Source organism: Campylobacter hyointestinalis subsp. hyointestinalis, assembly GCF_013372145.1.
Classification (GTDB): Bacteria; Campylobacterota; Campylobacteria; order Campylobacterales; family Campylobacteraceae; genus Campylobacter; species Campylobacter hyointestinalis.
Map to the genome: position 1 here is coordinate 721,709 of NZ_CP053827.1, position 17,416 is coordinate 739,124.

Annotated in this window: 20 protein-coding genes; 11 read left to right on the forward strand and 9 right to left on the reverse strand. The window is 33.5% G+C overall.

Annotated features, from left to right (window positions below):
* The first annotated feature begins 2 nt into the window (after positions 1–2).
* From CHHT_RS03850 to acpS, 7 genes are all read left to right on the forward strand, one after another.
* A complete protein-coding gene (locus CHHT_RS03850) occupies positions 3–662 on the forward strand; it encodes a response regulator transcription factor (protein WP_034963773.1) in 660 nt (219 codons plus the stop codon).
* Positions 655–1,791 carry a sensor histidine kinase gene (locus CHHT_RS03855; RefSeq protein WP_064019715.1) on the forward strand — a complete coding sequence of 379 codons (1,137 nt, stop codon included), beginning with the start codon at positions 655–657 and terminating at the stop codon, positions 1,789–1,791. Before CHHT_RS03850 ends, CHHT_RS03855 begins: the two co-directional genes overlap by 8 nt.
* Positions 1,792–1,863: 72 nt before the next feature.
* Positions 1,864–2,487 (forward strand): trimeric intracellular cation channel family protein, encoded by a 624-nt coding sequence (locus tag CHHT_RS03860; RefSeq protein ID WP_034963775.1) that lies wholly within the window; start codon positions 1,864–1,866, stop codon positions 2,485–2,487.
* Positions 2,488–2,492: 5 nt separating this feature from the next.
* Positions 2,493–3,644 carry an aspartate aminotransferase family protein gene (locus tag CHHT_RS03865; RefSeq protein ID WP_059427049.1) on the forward strand — a complete coding sequence of 384 codons (1,152 nt, stop codon included), beginning with the start codon at positions 2,493–2,495 and terminating at the stop codon, positions 3,642–3,644.
* A complete protein-coding gene (locus CHHT_RS03870; RefSeq protein WP_034963776.1) occupies positions 3,644–4,516 on the forward strand; it encodes a fumarylacetoacetate hydrolase family protein in 873 nt (290 codons plus the stop codon). Before CHHT_RS03865 ends, CHHT_RS03870 begins: the two co-directional genes overlap by 1 nt.
* Before the next feature lie 60 nt (positions 4,517–4,576).
* A complete protein-coding gene (fliL, locus tag CHHT_RS03875) occupies positions 4,577–5,098 on the forward strand; it encodes a flagellar basal body-associated protein FliL (RefSeq protein ID WP_176318067.1) in 522 nt (173 codons plus the stop codon).
* On the forward strand, positions 5,095–5,442 hold the full coding sequence (acpS, locus tag CHHT_RS03880; RefSeq protein WP_034963780.1) for a holo-ACP synthase: 348 nt from the start codon (positions 5,095–5,097) through the stop codon (positions 5,440–5,442). The genes fliL and acpS overlap by 4 nt, the downstream gene beginning before the upstream one ends.
* On the opposite strand, the gene cysK is transcribed toward acpS, so the two are convergent.
* From cysK to CHHT_RS03895, 3 genes are read right to left on the reverse strand one after another with little or no spacing between them, the layout of a single operon-like run.
* Complete coding sequence (gene cysK, locus CHHT_RS03885) at positions 5,439–6,356, reverse strand: cysteine synthase A (protein WP_034963782.1); 918 nt, start codon at positions 6,354–6,356, stop codon at positions 5,439–5,441. The two genes, acpS and cysK, sit on opposite strands and share 4 nt — an antisense overlap.
* Before the next feature lie 10 nt (positions 6,357–6,366).
* On the reverse strand, positions 6,367–6,780 hold the full coding sequence (locus tag CHHT_RS03890) for an RrF2 family transcriptional regulator (RefSeq protein WP_034963784.1): 414 nt from the start codon (positions 6,778–6,780) through the stop codon (positions 6,367–6,369).
* Entirely contained in the window at positions 6,777–8,048 is a 1,272-nt protein-coding gene (locus CHHT_RS03895; RefSeq protein ID WP_034963786.1) for an O-acetylhomoserine aminocarboxypropyltransferase/cysteine synthase family protein, read from the reverse strand. Before CHHT_RS03895 ends, CHHT_RS03890 begins: the two co-directional genes overlap by 4 nt.
* Positions 8,049–8,302: 254 nt before the next feature.
* Between CHHT_RS03895 and hcp the strand changes: the two genes are divergently transcribed.
* From hcp to CHHT_RS03910, 3 genes are all read left to right on the forward strand, one after another.
* Complete coding sequence (hcp, locus tag CHHT_RS03900) at positions 8,303–9,634, forward strand: hydroxylamine reductase (RefSeq protein ID WP_034963788.1); 1,332 nt, start codon at positions 8,303–8,305, stop codon at positions 9,632–9,634.
* Positions 9,635–9,765: 131 nt separating this feature from the next.
* Complete coding sequence (locus CHHT_RS03905) at positions 9,766–11,196, forward strand: NAD-dependent succinate-semialdehyde dehydrogenase (RefSeq protein ID WP_034963790.1); 1,431 nt, start codon at positions 9,766–9,768, stop codon at positions 11,194–11,196.
* Between the two features lie 85 nt (positions 11,197–11,281).
* Complete coding sequence (locus tag CHHT_RS03910; RefSeq protein ID WP_232051105.1) at positions 11,282–12,238, forward strand: DMT family transporter; 957 nt, start codon at positions 11,282–11,284, stop codon at positions 12,236–12,238.
* Between the two features lie 32 nt (positions 12,239–12,270).
* Here CHHT_RS03910 and CHHT_RS03915 read toward each other — a convergent pair whose 3' ends face one another.
* Both CHHT_RS03915 and argJ read right to left on the reverse strand, forming a co-directional pair.
* Positions 12,271–12,498, reverse strand: a complete 228-nt coding sequence (locus CHHT_RS03915) for an HP1242/YdcH family protein (RefSeq protein WP_034963791.1) — start codon at positions 12,496–12,498, stop codon at positions 12,271–12,273.
* Between the two features lie 57 nt (positions 12,499–12,555).
* Positions 12,556–13,743, reverse strand: coding sequence for a bifunctional glutamate N-acetyltransferase/amino-acid acetyltransferase ArgJ (gene argJ / locus CHHT_RS03920; RefSeq protein WP_034963793.1), 1,188 nt, complete (start codon positions 13,741–13,743; stop codon positions 12,556–12,558).
* A gap of 100 nt (positions 13,744–13,843) precedes the next feature.
* On the opposite strand from argJ, the gene CHHT_RS03925 reads away from it, so the two are divergent.
* Positions 13,844–14,008: a hypothetical protein gene (locus CHHT_RS03925; protein ID WP_159428474.1), complete on the forward strand. Its 165-nt coding sequence runs from the start codon at positions 13,844–13,846 to the stop codon at positions 14,006–14,008.
* A 208-nt stretch (positions 14,009–14,216) separates the two neighbouring features.
* Here CHHT_RS03925 and CHHT_RS09320 read toward each other — a convergent pair whose 3' ends face one another.
* The 4 genes from CHHT_RS09320 to CHHT_RS03945 form a co-directional block, all read right to left on the reverse strand.
* The gene (locus tag CHHT_RS09320) at positions 14,217–14,768 is read right to left on the reverse strand and encodes a hypothetical protein (RefSeq protein WP_064019716.1); all 552 of its coding nucleotides are present in this window, start codon (positions 14,766–14,768) and stop codon (positions 14,217–14,219) included.
* A gap of 433 nt (positions 14,769–15,201) precedes the next feature.
* Positions 15,202–15,453, reverse strand: coding sequence for a hypothetical protein (locus CHHT_RS03935; RefSeq protein ID WP_034963794.1), 252 nt, complete (start codon positions 15,451–15,453; stop codon positions 15,202–15,204).
* A gap of 46 nt (positions 15,454–15,499) precedes the next feature.
* On the reverse strand, positions 15,500–15,679 hold the full coding sequence (locus CHHT_RS03940) for a hypothetical protein (RefSeq protein WP_034963796.1): 180 nt from the start codon (positions 15,677–15,679) through the stop codon (positions 15,500–15,502).
* A gap of 68 nt (positions 15,680–15,747) precedes the next feature.
* Positions 15,748–17,346, reverse strand: coding sequence for an autotransporter outer membrane beta-barrel domain-containing protein (locus CHHT_RS03945; RefSeq protein WP_034963798.1), 1,599 nt, complete (start codon positions 17,344–17,346; stop codon positions 15,748–15,750).
* Positions 17,347–17,416 lie beyond the last annotated feature (70 nt).

A 17,416-nucleotide genomic window follows, 5' to 3' on the forward strand; every position in this document is an offset into this window, starting at 1 on the left:
GTATGAACAAAATCCTAGTTTTAGAAGATGAGCTGATGCTCGCCGATATGATGAGTTCATATCTGGAGAGCTTTGGCTATGAAATTACGCTAAGTGATAATTACGATGAAGCACTGAGTTTTGCCTATGAAAATCATTTTGATCTTTTGATCTTTGATGTTAAGATCATAGGCGGAAACGGTTTTGACTTGCTTGATGAGTTAAGAAACTCAGGCGTAAAAACTCCTTGCATTTTTACTACTTCGTTAAATGGTATAAATGACGTCACAAAAGGCTTTAAAGCAGGATGTGATGACTACATAAAAAAACCGTTTGAACTAGCCGAGCTTTTACTTAGGGTAGAAAATATCCTTAAAAGAAACTTTTGCCAAAATTCACAAGACATTGTTATAAATGAACATTTAAAATTTGATATACTTCAAAAAAGACTGTTAAAAGACGACAAGCCTGTTTTGCTCTCTAAAAAAGAGAGTAAGCTATTAGCTCTTTTTTTACAAAATAAAAATAGAATTCTTTCAAGAGAGGAGATTTACTCTCAAATTTGGGATTATGACGAGCTACCTAGCGAGCTAAGTTTAAGGGTTTATGTAAGAAATTTAAGGAAGATAGTCGGAGAAGATAGGATCATAAGTCACTCTAAACTCGGATACGAATATGCTTAATAAAAAATACTTTCTTCCTATATTTTTACTTTATACTATAACTAGTAGTCTATTTTTGATATTTTTTACACTTTCATACTATAAGACCACAAAAGATGATATATATAAAAAAACAGCTCATGAGCTAAGAGCATATGCAAGCGAGATAGAGTTTATGCTACGTATAAACGGTGGCTATGAGGAAATTTTAAATTTACAAAATGAGTATGAGATAAATCTTTTTGATATAAAATCTGGTAGGTATATAATAAAAAAATTTGATAAACCAGAATTTAAAAACAAATTTTATAATGACGATCACTATATGTATTATTCGGACGATATTCATTCAAGAAGAAGAATGGTGGAGCTAAACTTAGACATCAGGACATCTGGTCCAAAGCAAAGCATAGACGCTCTGTTTTTGCGTACTAGCGTGATATTTGTAGTTGTTTTACTAGCGATATTTATCATAGCTTATTTTATAGTAAGACTCTCGTATCTACCGCTTTTAAATCAGATAAAAACGCTAAATAATTTTATCACAGATACGACTCACGAGATAAATACTCCTCTTAGCGTGATCTTGATGAGCACTGAAATGTTTGATAAAAATCCTACGAAATATCTTGAAAATATCAAAATAGCAGCTAAAACATTATCGCATTTATATAGCGATCTTTCGCTAAATTTAAAAAATGAACCAAATCATATAGAAACTTTAAATTTAAAAGATATTCTCGAAAAACGTATCCAGATATTTGAACTAAGTGCCGCAAATAAAGGCATAACTATAATATCTAAATTTGAAGACGTTAAGATAAATACCGATAGTTCTAAATTTAAAAAGATATTTGATAATCTTTTATCAAATGCTATCAAATACGCCTTTAAAAACTCAGATGTTGTAGTGAGTTTGGATAGCTCCACTCTTAGCGTGGTAAATCATGGAAATGTCATAGAAAAAGAGAATTTGAGTAAGATATATGATAAATTTAGCAGGTTTGATACTCAAAATGGCGGTTTTGGCATAGGACTTAGCCTAGTCAAACGCTACTGCGACGATCTTGGGTTTGAAGTTTATTGTCAAAGTGCTAATGAAAAAACCGAGTTTAGCGTCAAATTTAAAAACAAGTATAAAAAAGCTTGAGATTAAATAATCTTTATTTTATTTTTTGAATTTAAATTGTAAAATACTACAAAATTTACCAAAAGTAGGCAAATGGAAGCATTTTTACTAGCTGAGTACGTAGGTATAGCTTCGGCTGCGCTGAGCGGTTTTTTGTTCGGGATCAAGCGAGGTTGTGATTGGCTCGGCGTTTTTTTAGCTGCGTTTTTAACTGCGCTTGGTGGCGGACTTATGAGAGATGTTATAGTTGGACGTCCGGCGTATTCATTTACTCATTTTATGCCAGTTATTATCGTCATCGGCGTGATGATTTTTGCTATATTGTTTAAATTTCATCACGAAGATAGACAAGGGCTTGAGAAAAAATTTATATTTATTATGACTGATGCGGTTGATGTGATAAGCTTTTCCATAGTAGGTTCTATCGTAGCTCTTGAGTATGGACTAAATATCTTTGGTGTGATACTTGTGGCATTTTGCAACGGAGTTGGGGGCGGTATTTTAAGAGATGTGCTACTAAATGAAGTTCCTTGGTTTTTAAAAACCGGACTTTATGGAACTATCAGTATGAGCATCGGTCTTATATATTATTTTATGAGTTTGTTTGAACTTACAAATATATACTGGATTATGATTTTATTTGTATTTGGTATTGTTATCAGACTTTGTGCTTACTATAGAAATTGGCATTTGCCAGAAATTCATTATAAGGAGTAGTTGTTATGTTGATGCAAAATTATGCTAGGGTAGGTTTAGGTTTTAAATGCGGTAAAGGCTCTGTACTATGGGATCTTAACGGAGAAGATTATATAGATTTTGCAAGTGGTATAGGAGTTTGTTCTTTAGGGCACGCGCATAAAAAATTAGCAAAAACCATCTCAAAACAAGCTCATACTCTTTTACATACTTCAAATATATATAAAATAAAACCTCAAGAAGAGTTAGCAGATAAAATCTCAAGACTTTTAGGCAGTCCGTATTATCTATTTTTTGCAAATTCAGGGGCTGAAGCAAATGAGTGTGCTATAAAACTTGCCAGAAAATATGGTAATAGTTTTGAAAACAAAAAATATGAGATTATCACGTTAGGAAATTCATTTCACGGTAGGACAATTGCGACTTTAAAACTTACTGGACAAGAAAAATTTCATCCAAATGATTTTGCGCCATATCCAGATGCTTTTAAATTTTTTAACTCCATAGATGAGATCATCGAAAATATAGGTGAAAATACTGTAGCAGTCATGGTAGAGCTGGTCCAAGGTGAAGGCGGAATAAATCCTTTAAAAAAGGAAGAAATTCAAAAGCTAGCCAAAGTCCTGAAAGAAAAAAATCTTTTATTTATCACCGATGAAGTTCAATGCGGAATTTATAGAACAGGAGAGTTTGCGACAAGTAAGCTTTATGATGTTGAGCCAGATATCATAACCTTTGCAAAAGGTCTTGGTGGAGGCGTAGCCATAGGAGCGTGCGCAAGCAGGCAAGATATCTTTAAGCCAGGTGATCACGGAAGTACTTTTGGTGGAAATTTTTTGGCGAGTAGTGCTGGAATATGTGTCTTAAATGAGTTAGAAAAGATGAAAAAAACAGGAAAATTAGATATCACTATCGCCAAATTTACAAAAAAACTTGATAATATGGTCGATCTTTTTCCAGATATTTTTGAAAAAAGAGTAGGGCTTGGGCTTATGCAAGGTCTTGTTTTAAAAGATCCACAAAATTTAAGCAAGATCTTTAATAAAGCTTTAGAACATAGAGTTTTGGTTCTCAAATCAGGAAAAAATACAGTGAGATTTTTACCACCTTTAAATATCAATAAGAAAGAGATCAAACAAGGTTTTAAACGCTTAGAAATGGCCATTTCGGATCTATAATGAAGCTTTTGACATATAGTATAAACGGTGTTGATAAAGTTGGAGTGATCGGCTTTGATGATAGTGTGTTAGATATTTCTTTAGCTGGAATTTACAAAAAGGATATGAATGATCTTATAGTAACTAGCACTAAAGATGAGCTAAGCAAGCTAAGAGAGCTAAGCCAAAAAAGTGGAGGTCTAAACCTAAAAAATATCACGAAAAGAGCCGTTATACCTCATCCTTTACAAGACGTGATATGTCTAGGTATAAATTTTATTGAACATGCTGTTGAGTCATATAATTTTAAAAAGATTAAATTTGATGGCAAAAGAGAGTATCCGGTATATTTTTCAAAACGTGTAAATGAAGCAGTCGCTGATGGCGGTACTATTTTATCTCATAGCGATATCACGAAATCTTTGGATTATGAAGCAGAGCTAGCCCTCATCATATCAAAAGATGCCAAGAACGTTTCTAAGGACAAAGCACTTGAGTATGTATTTGGCTGGTCTATCATAAATGATATAAGCTCTAGAGATATACAAAACAAGCATAAGCAGTGGTATTATGGTAAAAGTTTAGACAGATCTTTGCCATTTGGTCCTTGGATAGTGACTAGCGATGAGCTGGACGTTTCGAGTTTGGATATCAAATCATTTGTCAATGGCGAGCTAAGACAAAACTCAAATACTTCAAAACTCATTTTTGACGCGGCTTATGTTATAAGCGATCTTAGCAAAGGTATGACGTTAAAAGCGGGAACTATCATATCTTTGGGTACGCCAAGTGGAGTTGGTATGGGATTTACTCCGCCGAAGTTTTTAAACAGCGGCGATGAAATAGTCTGCTTTATAGAGGGCATAGGTGAGCTAAAAAACATTATTTTATAGATTACAAAATCTAAATTCAGCTAAATTTGGATAAAATATATAAAAAATCAAGGAAATTTTATGGCAGAAGAAGTAAAAGAAGAAGTAAAGAAAAAGGGCGGAAACGTACTACTTATAGCAGTTATAGGTATACTTGTGTTTTTACTGATCATAGGTGGTTTAGTTGCCTTTATAATGCTTGGATCAAGTGATGAAAATGCTGCTGCAAGGCAGCCTCAAGCTACTACTACACAAGGTCCAGCTCCTAGCCCAAAACAGAGGTCAAATGACTTTTTTAATATAGATCCGATGTATCCTATGGATCAGTTTTTAGTAAATTTACTTAGCGAAAGCGGTTCTAGATTTCTAAAAACGGCTTTAAATTTAGAACTTAGTGAAGAGACTCTTGCCCCAGAGATAGACAAGAAAAAACCTCTCATAAGAGATATTATCATAAGAACTTTATCATCAAAAACTTACGAGGATGTAAGCACGGCAAAAGGTAAAGAGCGACTTAAAGATGAGCTTGTAACAAAGATAAATGAGACCTTAAGAGACGGTTATATCAAAAATGTTTATTTCACCGATTTTATAGTTCAATGATCGGTATAGATATAATAAAAATTGATAGGATAACCAAAGCTAAAAGTAAATTTGAAGATAAATTTTTATCTAAATTTTTATCTTTAAACGAGATACAAATCGCTAAAAACGATGCTAGTTTAGCTGGATTTTGGGCTGCAAAAGAGGCGGTCTCAAAAGCTCTTGGTTGCGGGATATGCGCCGAGTTTGGCTTTTTAGATGTGGAAATTTATAAAGATAACAAAGGCGCTCCAAAGCTTAAATTTGAGCCTGATGTAATACATAAATTCGGGATAAAAAATAGCAGTCTTAGCATCACGCACGATGGCGGATTTGCCATCGCTGCTGTGATTATAGAAAATTAATCATCAAATACGGTTGTAGAAAGATATCTCTCTCCAGTATCACAAAGTACCGTTACTATAGTCTTGCCTTGATTTTCTTTTCTCTCTGCTATAGTTTTAGCTGCATAAACATTTGCACCGCTTGAAATTCCTACTAAAAGACCTTCAGTTCTTGCTAGTGCTTTTGTCGTATTCATAGCGTCTTCATTCGATACGGTAATAAACTCGTCTATGATGCTTTGGTTTAGATTTTTAGGTATAAAGTTAGCTCCTATGCCTTGTATGGCGTGAGGTCCTGCTTCGCCTTTTGTTATAAGAGGCGATTTTTCAGGCTCGACTGCTATGATCTTTATATTTGGATTGCGCTCTTTTAGCGCTGCCCCTACACCACTAACCGTTCCTCCTGTTCCAAAACCAGCTACGAAAATATCTACTTTGCCATCAGTATCGTTTAAAATTTCAACTGCGGTTGTTATTTTATGCATCTCAGGGTTTGCTGGATTGTCAAATTGACTTGGTATAAAACTGTTTGGGTTTTCTTTTGCAAGCTCTAATGCCTTGTCTACTGCGCCTTGCATACCGTATTTTGGTTCTGTTAAAACTAGCTTAGCTCCAAATGCTTTTAGTAGTTTTTGTCGTTCTACGCTCATTGAGCTTGGCATAGTAAGCATCATCTTAAGACCGAGCTCTGCGCAAACCATAGCTAGTCCAACTCCGGTATTTCCGCTAGTAGGCTCTATGATGACGCTGTTTTTATCTATTTTTCCATCTTCCATAGCACGCTTTATCATATTGAAAGCTACTCTATCTTTAACCGAATGGCTAGGATTTAAAAATTCGCATTTTGCAAGTATTGTTGCATTGTTTCCGAATTTATTTATTTTTACAAGAGGTGTATTTCCGATCAACTCTTTTACGTTGTTTGCTATTTTCATAATTTTTTCCTTATATTACATAGTTTAAGTATTTTTTAGCTTCTGCTTGGTACTTTTTAAAACTACTTAGTGGCTCTTTGAACAATTCTGTAAGCTTGTCGTCGTATTCTCTAAATAGCAGATCATAAGTCGCATGTTTTGAATACCCAGGTGTCAAGCAAAAATCGTTTTCGATACATTTAAAAACATCATAAAACGTTATCTCGTCTAGCGTTTTGAGCAGGAAGTATCCGCCTTTAAGCCCTTTGATACTACCTACGAAACCGCTGTTTCTTAGTGCGTTCAAGACTTGCTCTAGGTAGTTTTTTGAAACTCCTATATTTGTAGATATGTCTTTTAAAGAAACAGGATTTTGTCCATCGCCTTTTGATATCTCATAAATCGACATCAATCCATAAACACCTTTTGTACTTAGTAAGCTCATTGCATTGCCTCTTGCAAGTCGTCTATCAAGTCTTCGGCATTTTCTAAACCGATGCTAAGTCTTATAAGTCCGCTTTTTACACCGGCATCTTCTAGCTCTTTATCGCTTAGTTGTTGGTGAGTAGTGCTGGCTGGATGAGTGATTATTGATTTGCTATCACCGATATTTACTACTATGCTAAATAATTTTACTTTATTTAAGATCTGCGCTGCAGTATCTCTATCTCCGACATCAAAGCTAAGTAATCCACTAGCAAGACCGTCTGTAAAGTTTTCTTTTATATATTTATTTAGTGGTGAGCTTTCAAGACCGGGATAATTTACACTTTTTACTTTTGGATGAGCTTCTAAAAATTTAGCTACTTTTAGCGCTGTTTTAGAGCATTCTTTTACCCTTAAGCTCAGTGTTTCAAGCCCTGCGATTAACTGCCAAGCATTAAAAGGCGATAAAGTAGCACCTATATCTCTTAATAAACTTAGTCTGATCCTTAGAGTAAATATATCAAAATTATCGATGAGATCAGCATAAACAAGCCCGTGATAGCTCTCGTCTGGAGTGTTAAAATGACTATATCTAGGATTGTTTGCTAGTTTGGCGTTTAGTCCAAAGCTACTTACAACTGCTCCACCTATGCTCAAACCTTGTCCACTTATGTATTTACTAGCGCTATGGATGACCACATCGACACCTTTTGTGATAGGATTAAATAGCGCAGGAGTAGCAACAGTGTTGTCTGCTACGGTCACAATGCCGTATTTGTTTGCTATATTTACGATCTTTTCTACGTTTGCTACTGCTATTTGAGGATTTGACAATGTTTCAAAATACACCGCTTTAGTATTTTCATCTATTAAGCTTTCTAGATCGTCAGCAGTATCTGCGTCAAAAATTCTAGCTTCTATGCCAAATCTTTTTAAGGTATGGGTAGCGAGCGTAACAGTACCGCCGTATATCTTTTGACCAACTATTATGTTGTCTCCAGCGCCTGCTAAATTTGCTATAGCAAAAAATATAGCTGCTTGTCCGCTTGAAGTACTTATGCCAGCTTTACCGTTTTCAAGTGCAGCTATCCTAGCTTCAAAAACATCTAGAGTAGGGTTTGTAAGGCGAGAGTAAATTTGTCCTAACTCTTTTAAAGCAAATCTATTTGCCGCAGTTTCACAACTACCAAAATCATAAGCAGTGGTTTGGTAGATAGGAACAGCCATAGATCCAAAAGCGTCTTTAGTGTTGTAGCCAAAATGCGTTGCGATACTTTCTTTTTGCATCGTTTTTTCCTTTTTATAAATTTATTTGTTTTGAAATACTATCAAAAAAATAAATAAATGTCAAGTATATCTGTATGATTAGTATATTTTATATATAAAAGCCTTAATTATCGTTCTATAAATCATATATCATATATATTATTTAAATAAATATATCTATATAATATATTATTATAAATTGATTTATATCAATAAATTTCTACATGTTCAAGCTACAATTTCAAAGTTAGCAATATAAATTTAAAAGGAATAAAATGAGTAAAGAACTAGAAATGTTTTGTCATCAGTGTCAAATGAGTGCCCCTGGAGGTTGTGGAAGTAAGGGGCAAACAAGCGGAACTTGCGGTAAAGATAGCACGTTAGCTAGACTTCAAGATATGATGATATTTGGTTTAAAAGGTATGAGCGCGTATCGCCACCACGCAAATGAGCTTGGTGCAGATACGAAAAAAGTCGATGATATCATCTCTAAAACGCTGTATTTTACACTTACAAATATGAACTTCAACTTTGATGAGCACATAGTTCAGCTTTTAGAAGTAGGAAAAGCCGGAGTAGAAGTCATGGACGCTTTAAGTGGCGCTCACACTGCTAAATTTGGTGTGCCAACTCCAGTAAAAGTTACACAAAATAGAGCGTACGGCAAAGCTATCTTAGTAAGCGGACACAATCTTCACGCTTTAAAAGCTCTGCTTGAACAAACCGAGGGTAAGGGTATAAATATCTATACTCACTCAGAAATGCTTCCTGCTCACGCTTATCCTGAGCTAAATAAATTTAGCCATTTAAAAGGAAATTTAGGTAAAGCGTGGTTTGATCAAACTAAACTTTTTAACGAGTTTAAAGGTGCTATTTTGATGACTACTAATTGTATCGTGCCACTTCGTAAAAACTGCGAGTACGCAGATAGGCTATTTGGCTATGATATAGCTGGAACAAATGGTATAACTCACATAAATGGCGACGACTTTAGTCCACTTATACAAAAAGCTTTAAGTCTGCCTGAAATAAGCGGATTTGATAGCGATGAGTCCATAGTAACAGGACATCACTATAAAGCGGTTTTACCTATGGCTGGAGATATTTTAGAAGCACTTAATTGTGGTAAAATAAGAAGATTTTTCGTGATCGCAGGATGTGACGCACCTGGAAGTAGTAGGAATTATTATAGAGAATTAGCACTTTCTTTACCAAAAGATTGTGTGATACTAACTTCGAGCTGTGGTAAATTTAGATTTAACGACGTTGATTTTGGATATATAGAAGGTACGAAAATACCGCGCTACTTAGATCTTGGTCAGTGTAACGATAGCAACGGAGCGGTTAAAATCGCCACTGCATTAAGCGAGGCAACTAGCATAGCTATAAACGACTTACCGATTTCTATCGTGCTTATGTGGATGGAGCAAAAAGCCATCATTATACTTCTTGCGCTTTTATATCTTGGAGTAAAAAATATACATATTGGCCCAACATTGCCAGAATTTATAAATGAAGAGATACTGAATTTCTTGGTAGATAAATTCAATATAGGACTGATAAGCGGTGATGCTAAAGCCGATCTGATAAAATATCTTAGCAAGTAAATTTAATAGATAAATTTAAATAGTTAAATTTGATATGGAAATTTGGAAATCAAATTTAAAAAATTGATTTTTAAATTTATGCGTGTATCAGACTTGTTTTGTTAGAATCTTTTTAAATTTAAGGAGATAAAATGGAGCAAGTCAAGTACCTTTTAAATCACGAAAACATTAGTTTTACAGCTATCAATGATAGTATAAAAGTTACAAATCCAGCTACTAAAGAAATCCTAGCTTATGTCAAAAAGAGTGATGAAACAAGTCTAACAGATATCATCAAAAATGCAAATTTAGCTTTTAAAAGCTGGTCTGTAGCTTTAGCTAGTTTTCGCAGTGATATACTGATGAAATGGTATGAACTAGTCATACAAAATAGGGCAAATTTAGCCAGACTTATGACTTTAGAACAAGGAAAAAGTCTTAACGAAGCTAGCGGTGAGATAGCGTACGCGGCTAGCTTTATAAAATGGTTTGCCGAGCAGACTTTAAGAAATGACGGCGATATTTTGACAAGTGTTAAAAAAGATGAAAAACTTCTTGTTGTAAAACAGCCCATAGGCGTTTGCGCTGCGATAACTCCTTGGAATTTTCCTGCTGCTATGATAACTAGAAAAGCAGCACCAGCACTTGGGGTAGGGTGCGCTATGATAGTAAAACCAGCTAGTCAAACTCCACTTAGTGCTTACGCTTTGGCAAGTTTGGCTTACGCTGCAGGCATACCAAAAGATCTATTTGTCATCATTAGCGGGGACGCTAGTATGATAAGCACGGCGTTTGCAGACTCAAAAATCATAAGAAAGATAAGTTTCACCGGCTCAACTGAAGTAGGTATAAAAATTTATGAAAAAAGCGCGAAAACTATCAAAAAACTTAGTCTTGAGCTAGGTGGAAATGCTCCATTTATAGTATTTGACGATGCAGACTTAGACAGAGCAGTAGATGGAGTAATGGCTAGTAAATTTAGAAATAGCGGTCAGACTTGCGTTTGTGCAAATAGAATATATGCTCAAAGCGGTATTTACGATGAGTTTTGTGCTAAACTAAATATCGCTATAAAAGGTTTAAAACTAGGAAACGGCTTAGAAAATGGGGTAAATCAAGGGCCACTTATCGATGAAAATGCTCTTAAAAAAGTAGAAGAGCATATAAATGACGCTTTAAAAAAAGGCGCTAAGTGCTTAAGTGGCGGTAAGAGAAGCTCTCTTGGAGGAACTTTTTTCGAACCGACTTTGCTAAGCGGCGCGACTAAAGATATGTTAGTAGCGCGTGAAGAGACGTTTGGACCGCTTTGTCCGGTTTTTAAATTTAAGAGTGATGATGAGGTGATAGAAGCGGCAAACGATACTGACTTTGGGCTTGCTAGTTATATCTTTACGAATGATCCTAAAAGACAATGGAAAGTGTCTGAAAGTCTAGAGTACGGAATGGTCGGTGTAAATACTGGGCTCATCAGCAACGAAGTAGCCCCTTTTGGTGGCGTAAAGTTTAGTGGACTTGGACGCGAGGGAAGCAGATATGGTATGGACGAATACACGGAGCAAAAATATATCTGCTTGAATTTGTGAGTTTGATCTGCTAAATTTACACGTATCTACATATAAATTTAGTGACAAATGCTATATTTATATAGATAAATTTAGATCTTAAAGTATGGTTTTAGCTACAAAAGACTATACTCATTTTTTAAATTTAGATCTCAAATGGTACAACGGACAAAATATGACTGCTAACAAAAACTTCTTTTATTTCCTGCTTTTTTTATCTATGGTTGCATGGGGCGGCTCTTGGGTAAATATGAAAATTTTAGTGGATTATGATGATCCGTTTAATCTGATTTTTATAAGGTTTGGGATCGCTGCTATAGCTATGATACCGATCATTTATTTGTTAGGACATTCATTTAAGATAGATCTTAAAAGTTTGGTCGTATCAATTTTGGCAGGAATTTGCTTGATTTCTTATATGTTTTGCTTTTATTATGGTACGAAATACGGTACGGCTTCGCTAGGTGGTGCTATGGTTACTACTATGATACCGATCATCACGTTTGTTATTTTGATATTTTTAAGAAAAAGAAAAGCCGGCGCTAAAGATATATTTGCTCTATTTTTAGGAGCTTTGGGAGTTGGTACTATGCTAAATGTATGGAAATTTGATATGCAAAGCATACTAGCCGTGCAAAATTTATACTATGTATCGGCTGCATTTCTTTGGGCTATTCTCACTATTATAAGTGCAAAATCCAAAATATCTCCTATAGTTTTTACTTTTTATCTTTATGTAATGTCATCTTTTATAGATGCCGCGTTATTTGTTAAATTTGATGAGATTGGTTCGTTCGATAAAATATTTTGGATAAATATGATATTGATATCATTTGGAGCGACTGTTTTTGCAAACGCTATTTATTTTTTAGGCGTAGAAAAATTAGGAGCCGCAGAAGTCAGCTCATTTGTATTTTTAGTCCCATTTTGCGCTATTTTGCTTAGTTTTATATTTTTATCAGAAGATATAAAAGTATCTATCGTTGTAGGGACAGTGCTTACTTTGTGGGCTGTAAAATTGCTAAACAATATAAAAATATTTAAATTTAAAAGTGTGAGATGAGAGAGTTTAAGCAGAGGCTTAAACTCATAGAATTAATTCGCTTTTGAGTTTTTATATTTCATAAGTATGGCGTATGCTTCGTCTTTTAGTCTTAATTTCTCTTTTTTAAGAGTTTCAAGCTCGAAAGAGTCAGCGCGTTCTCTGCCTTCTTCTATATCTTTGATTCTTTGATCTAGTTCGTTGTGTTTTTCAAAAATACTGTCAAATCTAGCATTTTTACCTTTTAATTCCGTGATAAGATCCCTGTATTCGTGTAACATATTTTCTCCTTGATATAAGTGGTTTATTATTTTACCAATTTGTTACTTAAAACTCATTTATGATCGGTAATCAGCGTTGATTTTGACGTATGTGTGACCCAGATCACATCCATAAGCGGTAAATTTACCTTCCCCAAGTCCAATCTCACAGCGGATCTTGTAGCTATCTTTCGTCATAACTTTATGTGCTTTTTCTTCAGAGATCTCATCAAGCTCGGGATGATCTTTGTCAAATACTAAAACATCGTCATAATATATCGATAGCTTTTCATCATCACACTCTATGCCGCTAGCTCCTATAGTAGATGCGATCCTGCCCCAGTTTGGATCTTCGCCGAAAATCGCTGTTTTGACTAAGAGGGAATTTGAAAGAGCTTTGGCTGCTTTCATAGCTTGCTCGTTGTTTAATGCTCCATTTACTTCAAATGCTACTACTTTCGTACTTCCTTCGCCGTCTTTTACTAAATTTAGAGCCATAGTTTTTGTGATAGTTTCAAGTGCAAATTTAAACGCAGTTTTGTCATAGACTCCGCTTTTTTGTGAGCTTAGAAGCATCAATGTATCATTTGTGCTAGTATCTCCATCTACGCTTACAGCATTAAAGCTTTCTTCTACGCTAGCTTTAAGAAGCTCGTCCATATCTGATTTTGGTATATCCGCATCTGTCAAGATAAAGCATAGCATTGTCGCAAATGCTGGGTTTATCATACCAGCACCTTTGCAGATGCAAGCTATGTTAAAGCTTTTACCGTCTTCAAGTTCTACTCTAAAAGCTATCTCTTTTTTAAAGCTATCAGTCGTCATTATCGCTCTAACGGTTGCGTCTGAGTTGCGTGAGTTAAAGTCGAATTTGTTTGCAGCTTCTATTATTTTATCTTTTTTAAGACGATATCCTATGACTCCAGTTGAGCTCATTATAGGATTTATTAAATTTAGCTTTTTGCTAAGTTCTTTAAATATATCATCTATATCGTCTATCCCTTTTTTTCCTGTCATCGCATTTGCGTTTTTTGAGTTTAAAAGTATGAAATTTGTTTTAAAATCATTTCCGTATCTTAAAAAATGTCTTATCGGTGCAGCTTTAAATTTATTGCTAGTAAAAATAGCGCAAACTTGCACCGGCTCATCGCTTCTTATGAAGCCTAGATCATTATCTCCGTTTGTTTTAAATCCAGCATTTAAGCCGCCAAAATAAAATCCACTCACATTTTCAAGCCCATTTTTGAGACTGATTAGGTTAAACATATCGCACTTAATCCTTTAGGAAGTATAAAAAATAATGCGATTATTGTATCATTTTGGAACTTAATTAAGCATTTATTTAGGCTGAGATGAAGGATGCGCAATGAAAATCATAAGAGATGTAGTTAGCAATCTTACAGTAGATTCGCAAAGAGAATTGAAATTTCCTTATTATGAAAAAATAAAAAATAGCTTTTATGTGGATGATAAATATTGTAAATTTATTCTTTCTAGAAAATGGTATCTTAAAAAATATAAGCGATGGTGATGAAGATATCAGTTGCTTGTATAAGAGACAAACGCAGATTTGCTGTCTATACATAGTCATATAGTGCGTAAATTTAATACCATATCAACTTTTGTTGATGTTAATGCTTTATGTTAAATTTGCTTCTACACAATGATCATTAATATACGTATTGAAAAATTACTTAGTATTTTACTAGGAAGCTTCTTTTTAATACTATTTGTTTTTATTAAAATATATAAATCAAATAGTATTTTTTTTCCATCATCTTTTTTATAAATTTATCGAATAACCCATTTGTAAAGCATTCTTTTAGAAATTCTACTATAAGCGTATTGTAGCTAGTGAAGAATTGTGTATCGTTTGAATTTTGAGTATCATTTTGACTAGAGTTTTTTAAGATATCATTTAAATTATTATCTAATGTAGTATGATTTGGCAAGATATCATTTACTAAGGTGTTTTGGACATTGTCTTTATAATGCTGTTTTATTTTGTATTCTTTTTGAAGTATATTATCTATCTTCCTTGGTTTTTCATCTAATCTTTCTTTTAATTCATTTGATATCAACTCATCTAAGCTAAGTTCACCTTTTAGTATTTTTATATTATCTATAATGTCTTTTTGGCTTAGATACATACCTAGATTTGCAAAGCTTTTTATATTTGATTTTATTTTGTCATATTGCTCTTTTGTTAGCTTATATTTATACTTTTCGAGTATAGCTAAGCTTTTTGCTAGACTATACAGATCAGGTTTGTTTTCTTTTATAATAATCATTGTGAGCTCTTATGGTTTATCTAAAGGATCATCTGCACTAGTATATCCTGCTAATATCTTAATGCACTCTATAATATCTTCTTTGCTTAAGTATATATCTAAATTAGAAATTTTTTTAATATAAGTTTGTATCATTTTATACTCGCATTCACTAAGAATTTTTTGTATTTATCTAAAATATTTATACTGTTTTCTAAATTCTTTGATTCTCTCCTTATTTATTATTTTTAATTTCAATTCATTTTAGATCGTTTATATTTATTTTATATTTTTTATGGACATAAGATATGTATTTTTCAGGTGTTTCTTTTTTAGCTATTTGTATAATAATATCGGCTAGTCCTACATTGCGACTATTTTTTTAAACATTTGTGCTGTTTCTTTAAAGCTTGGATAGGTTTTATCTTTCTTCTTTAGCATTTTAAAACCTTTTTTAAAGTCCATATATTTTGAATATCTCTTTAGAGTCGTTGCTTTTTAATATCCTTATAAAAGATTTGCAACAACTATTTTCTTCACATCTTTCAAACTTTAGCATACCAAGTTCTTGTAGTCCTTGTGAACGTTTATCAGTAACATTAACCTTTATAATTCCGTTTTCATCAGTGGTAGTAATACTTAAAAGATTATTTCCTAAAATATAAAAATTATCAAAAAAGTTATGTATTTGATCTTTTTGCTTCATTATAAAGTTTCTATCTGCTATGATTAGGCTTAGATCGTTTAATCTATTAGTTAGAAGACATGAGGTTTTCTTGGGTATCGTAAATGGCTTGTATTTCTATAGTTTTATCTTTTAAATGATTCAATATGTCTTCGATAGGTTTTTTGTATTTATTATCTACTCCTATCATAAATATATCCGCAGATGTAAAAATGACTATTATGCAAATTAAAACTATCTTTTTCAACGCTTACCCTTTATAGATTAAATTTAAAACACAATTCGGTAAAACAATAAAGCCTTACCGAGAAAGTATTAAAATTCATATTTAAGGCTAAGAGTTCCGCTTGCTCCTTTTTTCTTACCTATAGATTCTTGAGTTCCTAGATCTATAACAAATCTCTCTTTTTTATTATCAAATTTAGTGTATCTGATACCTATCTCTGCTATGCCAGAATTTCCTTTTAGAGACGGAGCGTCTAGATTATAATCAAATGTTAAGTTTTTACCTTTAATATCTCCTCTAAACTCTCTTTCGTAAGCAGCTCCAGCATATAATCCAAAACCATTAGTAAAGTTATAATTATATCTAGCTCCAAGTTTGGTTTTAAACGAGTCGCTTGTATTAAATTTGAATTTAGTCTTAAGAGTTTCTATCTTATCGCCTTCTATTCTAGTATAATAAGCTTTAAGATAGGTATCTATATTTGATCTTTTAGTTAGGTTAAATATTTTTCCTGCTCCAAGATGAGTAGCATAGTATGTTCTTCTAGTATTAAAAGTTGGATTTTCTCCTATACCAAATCCATATCCTTTATAGTCACTTTTTATCTTACCTAGTCTTAAGCTACCTTCGAGATATATATCATTATCAAGTTCGTCAAGTTTGCCTAAATATCCTATTCCATAGTATTTGCTATCGCCCTTACCGTGAATACTTTTGCCGTTAAAATCATTATAGCTATCGTATTTACCTTTACCAAATTCCATAAATAATCCGTGAGTGTAGTTATCGTTTATCTTTTTAGAAACTCCGGCTATTGCATTAGCTCCTTTGATATCTATATGCGAACCTGATTTTAGTCTGGTATCATACCCGTTTGTCCTAGCAAAGACCGAAGGTTTATCATCATAAGATTTATTAAGCATAACTTTATCTATAGTGTCAGTATTTGTTCCTATGATACCTAGCATTCCAGCTCCTGTTTCAAGGATATTTTTTTGAGATGGATTTGTTTTTTTACTCCTAAGTGATGCATACAAAGATTTTGGATCGCTTGATATATCAAAATCATAGATATTTGAAAGTGTTAATGTGGTTAGTCTATGGATATTGTTTGGATTGCCTATATGGTTTTTTGGATCATTTGTGGATATTATACCGCCGTTGTTATTTTTTATAAGTATTACTTTATCTCCTGCTTTTAAAGATTCGTTAGCTCCACTTTGCATAGCTACGCCTATTTTAGATTTGCTTAGATCTGTTTTATATGTATCGCTTAAATTTAATATAGTGTTTCCAGTGAATATATCGCCATCGAAAAGCTCTTTATTTCCGCCGTAAAATATCGTACTTGTTCTAAAAGTAGGATTTCCTAAGATGTTTACCGTATTGTTTGTTGCTGAGCCTTTGCTACTATAACCGCCGTAAACATTACCATTTATAGTTCCACCTGAGATATTTACTACGTTATGGGTTGTTTTGCTTGCAATACTCCTACCACCGCAAACAAAGTCATTTACTGTTCCGCCGAAAATAATTACTTCATTGCTATTTACTTCATTACTATTTGCAAATCCTCCAATAACATTACCATTTACAGTTCCACCAAACATCGTTACTTTATTGTTATTTGTAGCTCCTTGCTTTTGAGTAGTACTAAGAGCAACTTCTCCTCCTATTACCGAACGCATTGTTCCATTTTCTATAATTACTTCGTTATTATTGGCATTACCAAACCTAGACTCTCCTCCGTTTACGTTT

Bases quoted from the DNA above. Each gene is read 5' to 3' on its own strand.
- CHHT_RS03850 (WP_034963773.1), top strand. From the start codon at position 3: ATGAACAAAATCCTAGTTTTAGAAGATGAGCTGATGCTCGCCGATATG.
- CHHT_RS03855 (WP_064019715.1), top strand. From the start codon at position 655: ATGCTTAATAAAAAATACTTTCTTCCTATATTTTTACTTTATACTATA.
- CHHT_RS03860 (WP_034963775.1), top strand. From the start codon at position 1,864: ATGGAAGCATTTTTACTAGCTGAGTACGTAGGTATAGCTTCGGCTGCG.
- CHHT_RS03865 (WP_059427049.1), top strand. From the start codon at position 2,493: ATGTTGATGCAAAATTATGCTAGGGTAGGTTTAGGTTTTAAATGCGGT.
- CHHT_RS03870 (WP_034963776.1), top strand. From the start codon at position 3,644: ATGAAGCTTTTGACATATAGTATAAACGGTGTTGATAAAGTTGGAGTG.
- fliL (WP_176318067.1), top strand. From the start codon at position 4,577: ATGGCAGAAGAAGTAAAAGAAGAAGTAAAGAAAAAGGGCGGAAACGTA.
- acpS (WP_034963780.1), top strand. From the start codon at position 5,095: ATGATCGGTATAGATATAATAAAAATTGATAGGATAACCAAAGCTAAA.
- cysK (WP_034963782.1), bottom strand. From the start codon at position 6,356: ATGAAAATAGCAAACAACGTAAAAGAGTTGATCGGAAATACACCTCTT.
- CHHT_RS03890 (WP_034963784.1), bottom strand. From the start codon at position 6,780: ATGAGCTTACTAAGTACAAAAGGTGTTTATGGATTGATGTCGATTTAT.
- CHHT_RS03895 (WP_034963786.1), bottom strand. From the start codon at position 8,048: ATGCAAAAAGAAAGTATCGCAACGCATTTTGGCTACAACACTAAAGAC.
- hcp (WP_034963788.1), top strand. From the start codon at position 8,303: ATGAGTAAAGAACTAGAAATGTTTTGTCATCAGTGTCAAATGAGTGCC.
- CHHT_RS03905 (WP_034963790.1), top strand. From the start codon at position 9,766: ATGGAGCAAGTCAAGTACCTTTTAAATCACGAAAACATTAGTTTTACA.
- CHHT_RS03910 (WP_232051105.1), top strand. From the start codon at position 11,282: ATGGTTTTAGCTACAAAAGACTATACTCATTTTTTAAATTTAGATCTC.
- CHHT_RS03915 (WP_034963791.1), bottom strand. From the start codon at position 12,498: ATGTTACACGAATACAGGGATCTTATCACGGAATTAAAAGGTAAAAAT.
- argJ (WP_034963793.1), bottom strand. From the start codon at position 13,743: ATGTTTAACCTAATCAGTCTCAAAAATGGGCTTGAAAATGTGAGTGGA.
- CHHT_RS03925 (WP_159428474.1), top strand. From the start codon at position 13,844: ATGAAAATCATAAGAGATGTAGTTAGCAATCTTACAGTAGATTCGCAA.
- CHHT_RS09320 (WP_064019716.1), bottom strand. From the start codon at position 14,768: ATGATTATTATAAAAGAAAACAAACCTGATCTGTATAGTCTAGCAAAA.
- CHHT_RS03935 (WP_034963794.1), bottom strand. From the start codon at position 15,453: ATGAAGCAAAAAGATCAAATACATAACTTTTTTGATAATTTTTATATT.
- CHHT_RS03945 (WP_034963798.1), bottom strand. From the start codon at position 17,346: ATGCGTTCGGTAATAGGAGGAGAAGTTGCTCTTAGTACTACTCAAAAG.